4 protein-coding genes and 1 pseudogene are annotated in these 6,327 nt (G+C 72.3%); all 5 read right to left on the reverse strand.

All coding sequences use genetic code 11. The features are described 5' to 3' along the window. Nucleotides 1-435 (reverse strand): annotated as a pseudogene (locus tag VFN12_RS00985) (hypothetical protein); the annotation flags it as partial. Between the two features lie 98 nt (nt 436-533). After that, nucleotides 534-2,429, reverse strand: coding sequence for a glycoside hydrolase family 15 protein (locus VFN12_RS00990; RefSeq protein ID WP_325116669.1), 1,896 nt, complete (start codon nt 2,427-2,429; stop codon nt 534-536). Nucleotides 2,430-2,468: 39 nt separating this feature from the next. Continuing rightward, entirely contained in the window at nt 2,469-4,187 is a 1,719-nt protein-coding gene (locus VFN12_RS00995) for a glycerol-3-phosphate dehydrogenase/oxidase (RefSeq protein WP_325116670.1), read from the reverse strand. 31 nt (nt 4,188-4,218) lie between these two features. Continuing rightward, complete coding sequence (locus tag VFN12_RS01000; protein ID WP_325116671.1) at nt 4,219-5,655, reverse strand: alpha/beta hydrolase domain-containing protein; 1,437 nt, start codon at nt 5,653-5,655, stop codon at nt 4,219-4,221. A 159-nt stretch (nt 5,656-5,814) separates the two neighbouring features. Next, nucleotides 5,815-6,327 (reverse strand): IMP dehydrogenase (locus VFN12_RS01005; protein ID WP_325116672.1); only part of this gene is annotated, 513 nt, incomplete at its 5' end.

Here is a 6,327-nt window from a genome sequence, read left to right on the forward strand (position 1 = left end):
CCCGAGGCGGCGCGGCGGCAGGTTGTAGGAAGCCAGCTCCTCCAGCGTCGTCGGGTCGAACAGCTTCAGGGTCACCGTGTTCGTGCCGACGCAGACCGTCTCGAGCCGGTTCCGCCGGTCGAAGGTCAGGGAGGCGCACTCGGCCGCCTGGAGGGTCGAGGTGGAGACCGGCTGCCTCCCGAGCGGCCCCATCCGCTGGTAGGCGTCGGTCATGTACGCGTCGTTGTGGATGTTGTTGCCGGGGTTGGCGGCCATGAACGGGTGCTGCGGCGGTGCCGCCACGTCGACCGGTCTCGGCGTCGCCGGCGCTCCGACGTACGCCGGGGACTGCGGCGGTCGCGGGTCAGGGGGAATGGGTACGGCGGACGCGGCCCCGGCCCCCACGCACAGGGCTCCGGCGAGCAGGGCGGTCGTGACGATGCGGGGGGTGATCATGATGGTCGGTCAACGACCTCGGGTCGCCGCGGGTTACGTCCCCCACCGCCGCTCCCCGAACCACTCCGGGCAGGTCGCCGCCGGCGTGCGCCGAGCGGTCACCGCTGGCGGTCGGCCCGCGCCTCGTCCCGCTCGGCCTTGATCACCGCCGTCACCGCGTGCACCAGCGCGAGGTGTGTGAAGGCCTGGGGGAAGTTGCCCAGGTGCCGGCCGCTGTGCGGGTCGATCTCCTCGGCGTACAGCTGCAGCTGGGTGGCGTAGGACAGCAGCTTCTCGCAGAGGCGTCGAGCGCGGTCGAGCTCGCCGATGGCGACGTAGGCGGAGACCAGCCAGAAGGAGCACATCGTGAACGTGCCCTCCTCGCCGGTGAGGCCGTCCTCCGTGGCGTCGACCCGGTAGCGGAGGACCAGGTCGCCCTCGGTGAGCTCATCGGCGACGGCGAGGACGGTGTTGCGCACCCGCTCGTCGTCCCAGGGCAGGAACCCCAGCAGCGGCACGAGCAGCACCGACGCGTCGAGGGCCTTGGTGTCGTAGTGCTGGGTGAGGACGCCTCGTTCGTCGACGGCGTGCTCCAGCACGTCGGTCCGGATCTCCTCGGCCGCGGCCCGCCACTCGTCGGCCAGCGTGTTCTCGCCCCGGCCCGCCGCGAGCCGTGCGCCGGCGCTCGCGGCGTACCAGCACATCACCTTGGAGGAGGTGAAGTGCTGGGGACCCGAGCGGACCTCCCAGATGCCCTGGTCGGGTTCGCCCCAGTGGTCGAGGGCCTCCTCGACCAGGGCCCTGACCATCGCCCACGTCCTGTCGTCGAGGCGCTGGTGTGCGGTGTAGAGGTCGATGGCGCCGACGACCGCGCCCCAGACGTCGTGCTGTCGCTGAGAGTAGGCGGCGTTCCCGACGCGCACCGGTCTCGCACCGTCGTACCCGGACAGGTGGTCGAGGGTCCGCTCCTCGAGGACCCGTTCCCCGTCGACGCCGTACATCAGCTGGAGGGAGCCGCTCTCGGCCGTGACGACGTCGACCACGAACTGGAAGAAGTCGTTGGCCTCCCAGTCGAAGCCGAGCGTGTAGAGCGCGGCGAGGGTTCCGGCGGTGTCGCGCATCCACGTGTAGCGGTAGTCCCAGTTGCGCACGCCGCCCGGGGTCTCGGGCAGCGACGTCGTGGCCGCGGCCGCGACGGCCCCGCTCGGGGCGAACGTCAGCCCCTTCAGGGTCAGGGCGCTGCGCTGCAGCAGGCTTCGCCACGGGTGGTCGGGAAACCGGCCGCGGTCCAGCCAGTGCTGCCAGTGGTGGCACGTCCAGGTCAGCCGCTGTCGCGCCTCCTCGATGGTGCGAGGTGGCAGGTGCTCGCTCCATGACAGGGCGACGAACCGGCTGTCGCCCTGCTTCAGGAGGGTTCTCGAGGTCGCCAGCGGGCCCTCGAACCCCACGTTGAGGTCGGTCGTCAGGTGGAGCCGCAGGCCGTCGCCGTCACCTGTCGCGATCGCCTCGTGGTAGTCGGAGCTGCCGTAGTCCCACGTCGCGTGGTTCACGCCGTAGTCGAAGACCGGGGTGCAGTCCATGCGGACCTGCACCTGTCCGCTCACGCACTTGACGAGCCGGAGCAGGACGTGGTCGGCGTCGTAGTCGGTGGGCGGCCTGCGGTGCGTCTCCGAGCGGTGGTCGTCGTGGTGCCACGGGCCGATCAGCAACGCGTCGGTGACCACCAGCCAGCCGCCGGGCGTCCACCAGCTCGTCTCCAGGACGAGGGTGCCCGGGATGTAGCGCCGCGACGACGGGACGCGTACTCCGGTCGGCCCGATGCGGAAGGTCCCGGCGTCGCGGTCGAGGACCGCTCCGAACACGCTGGGCGAGTCCATCCGCGGGAGGCAGAGCCACTCGACCCCACCGTCCGGAGCGACCAGCGCCGTCGTCTCACAGTCGGACAGGAACCCGTAGTCCCCGATGGGTGGGAACTGGCCACGCGGCTGGAAGCCGTTGACCGACGGGACCGTCATGCTCTCCAGTGTGTTCCCCTCAGCCGGAACGGTCCAGAGTCACACGATGTCGGGGGCGCTCACCCGGGCCTCGTCGGCCTCCTGGTCGGTCCGCTTGGCCTGGCTCTGGCGCTCGGCCTCCACCCGGCGCAGGTAGTGGTCGACCTCGTCCTCGGTGCGGGCGTCGTCCCAGCCGAGCTCACCGGCCATCAGCCGGGCCACCGCCGCGGCAGCCTTCACGCCCCGGTCGAAGGTCTCGATCGAGATCCGGGTCCGGCGGGTGAGCACGTCGTCGAGATGGCGGGCGCCCTCGTGCGTGACGGCGTACACGACCTCGGCCGACAGGTAGTCGTCAGCACCCTCCAGCGGCACCGCCAGCCCGGGGCTGGTGGCGCAGAGCTCGAGCACGTCGTCGACCAGCCCGCCGAACCGCCCCAGCAGGTGGTCGATCCGGGCCACGTGGAGTCCCGCCCGGCGCGAGAGCATCACTCGCTGGTTGGAGCGGGTCTCGAAGTCGGCCGCTCCCACCAGCGGGACGCGGTCGGTGATCGAGTCGCGCACGGTCGTGTTCAGCGTTGCCTTGAGGGAGTGTGCAGCGGCGTCGATCGCGTCCTTCGCCATCACCCGGTACGTCGTCAGCTTGCCGCCCGCGATCATCACCAGACCGGGCACGGGAGTGACCACGGTGTGCTCGCGCGAGATCTTCGACGTGGGCTCGCGGGAGCCCCGCAGCAGCGGACGCAGGCCGGCATAGACGCCCTCCACGTCCTCGTGGTCGAGCGGCTCACGCAGCATCGTGTTGACGTGGGCGAGCAGGTAGTCGATGTCGGCCCGGCTGGCCGCGGGGTGCGCCTTGTCGAGGTTCCAGTCGGTGTCGGTGGTGCCGATGATCCAGTGCCGGCCCCACGGGATCACGAAGAGCACCGACTTCTCGGTCCGGGTGATGAAGCCGGCCTGGGAGCGGATCCGGTCGCGCGGGACCACGAGGTGGATGCCCTTGCTGGCCTGGACGTCGAGGCTGCCCCGCCCGCCCACCATCTCCTGGATCTCGTCGGTCCAGACGCCGGCGGCGTTGACGACGACCCGGGCGCGGATCTCGAGCTCGCGGCCGGTCTCGAGGTCGACCGCTCGGACCCCGACCACCCGTTCCCCCTCGCGGAGGAAGCCGGTCACCTCGGTGCGGGTCGCCACGTGGGCGCCGTGACCGGCCGCCGTGCGGGCGACGGTCATCACCAGCCGGGCGTCGTCGACCTGGCAGTCGTAGTAGCGGATCGCGCCCACGAGGTCCTCGGTGCGCAGGTCGGGGGCGATCCGCGCCACCTGCTTGCGGAACAGGTGGCGGTGCCGCGGCACCCCGACGTCGTACTTGCCGAGCATCGCCAGCGTGTCGTAGAGCGCCACCCCGGCGCCGACGTAGGGCCGCTCGAGGGTCCGGTGCAGCGGGTAGAGGAACGAGACCGGGCGGACCAGGTGGGGAGCCAGCCGGGTCAGGAGGAGGCCGCGCTCACCGATGGCCTCGCGGACCAGCCCGAAGTCGTACATCTCGAGGTAGCGCAGGCCGCCGTGGATCAGCTTGCTGCTGCGGCTGCTGGTGCCCGAGGCCAGGTCGCGCTGCTCGACCAGCCCGGTGGCCAGGCCGCGGGTGACCGCGTCCAGGGCAGTCCCGACGCCGACGATCCCGCCGCCGACCACCAGCACGTCCAGCTCGGCCGACGGGTCGGCCAGGTGGTCGAGCGCCGCGGAGCGGGCCTGCGGGCTCAGGGCGCTGGTGCGGCTCATGGCAGCCAGTGTGTCAGGCCCGGGCCCCGTTTCAGGCAGATCCGAAGGCGGGGGGCCGGTAGTCCCGGCATCGGCCCCGGGAGCCGGCCGGGTACCGCTCGCGCATCGTGCACACCCGGCGCATCTGGTCGCGCGCGTCCGGCGGCAGCAGCCAGCCCCGTCGTACGGCCCGGTCGGTGGCCGCCGTCATCCGGCGCTGGTAGTCGGCGAAGGTCGGGTAGAGCGCCTGCACCTGCGCGTCGGTGAACGGCGCGGTGATGCCGCCGAGGCCGCAGGCGGTGGTGAGGTACGTCGCCACCGGCACCTCCACCGGCGGCATCCGGATCCCGCCACGGGTGTTGCCGTGCTCGTCCCTGGCCAGCGTGCCGGTCGCGTCGAACGCGAACCGCGGGGTCACCGGCGGTGCCTCCCCGGTGCGCACCCAGCGGTCGAGCTGGTGCAGGGCGGTGGAGGCGGCGTAGTGCATCGGCATGGTCGCACCGGCGGCGGTGCAGGTCGCGTGCAGCGGCGCCGGGTCCTGCCCGTAGTTGCCGGCGGCGTCGATCAGCGCGTCGTACCCGGCGCGGTCCATGGGCGGCTGGTCGGCCGTGCGCGGTCCGTTGCCGAAGATCGACTGGTAGCCGATGAAGTAGTCCGAGTGCGCGGTGGCCGCGACCTCCCACAGGCGGTAGCGGGGGTCGTCGCCGGGCGGCGCGGGGTCGGCCTCGAGGTCGCTCAGCAGGTGGAGCACGGGAGTGGCGAGCGGGACGTCGAAGGTCTTCTCCCCACCGCCGTGGATCAGGAAGCCGTCGACCACGTCGTCGCGGGCGGCCTGGCCCGAGGAGACGTAGCCGTAGAGCCGGTTGGCCGACTGGGACTGGCCGGAGGCGAGCACCCGGCGGACCGTGAGCGACCCGAGGGGGTCGGCGCCGGCCGGGGCCCTCATCGCCCGGGCCACCTGGGCGAAGATGTCGGGCGCGTAGGCGTCGCCCGGGTGGTCGATGGCCTCGTAGCGGACCGGGTCCCAGACCTTGGGGGTCAGCGGGGTGCAGCACAGGCCGGCCGACTGTGCGCTGACGTGGACGAAGGCGTAGCCCTCGCGGAGCAGCATCTCGCGTGTCTCGAGGATGTCGACGGCGTTCTCGAACTGCGCGGTGACGTTGACCCAGTCGAGCAGGACGGTGCCGTTGAACCGGTCGTCGTCGCGGGGCCGGAAGACCACGATCCGGGTGGTGTACGGCGCCGTGCTGCCGTCCGCTGCCCGCGCCTCGCCGCTGACGAGGTACTCCCGCTGCTGGTAGCCGAACGGCTCGAGCTGGTGCCAGGCGTCCCAGAGGGCGTGGCCGTGGATCCCGTCGGGTGGCCGGCTCAGCTGCGGCACCGGGACCGTCGTACCATCCGCCGTCGCGGCCGCCCGCGCGTCGGCCGGCCCCGAGGCAGCGGCCAGGACCAGGGCCAGCACCAGAGAAATGGTTGCCGTCAGCCTCACGGAAAGTGAAACGAGTTCTAGTGGCCCGGAGTTACGGGCCGGCGTGGACCGGAGGGTCACCGGGTCTCGACACGCTCCGCCGCGACCTCGCGAGCTCGGTCGCGGTCGCTGCTCGACCACCAACGATGTGACGGCTTCTCGTTCCTCGAAGCCCTCACATCACTCGACGACGACCTCGACCCGCTGGAACTCCTTGAGCTCGGTGTAGCCGGTGGTGGCCATCGAGCGGCGCAGGGCGCCGATCAGGTTCATGGTGCCGTCGGCGACGCGGGACGGGCCGAAGAGGATCTCCTCCATCGTGCCGACGGTCTCGAACTGGACCCGCTCCCCGCGGGGCAGCTCGGCGTGGTGCGCCTCGGCGCCCCAGTGGAAGCCGCGGCCGGGCGCGTCGCTGGCCCGGGCGAACGGCGACCCCACCATCACCGCGTCGGAACCGCAGGCGATCGCCTTGGCGATGTCGCCGGACCGACCGATCGAGCCGTCGGCGATCACGTGGACGTACCGTCCGCCGGACTCGTCGAGGTAGTCGCGCCGGGCCGCCGCGACGTCGGCCACGGCGCTGGCCATCGGCACGGCGACGCCGAGGACGGTCCGGGTGGTGTGCGCGGCCCCGCCCCCGAATCCGACGAGGACTCCGGCCGCGCCGGTCCGCATCAGGTGCAGCGCCCCCTG

It is taken from the genome of Nocardioides sp., from assembly GCF_035703625.1.
In the GTDB taxonomy this organism is placed as follows: Bacteria; Actinomycetota; Actinomycetes; order Propionibacteriales; family Nocardioidaceae; genus Nocardioides.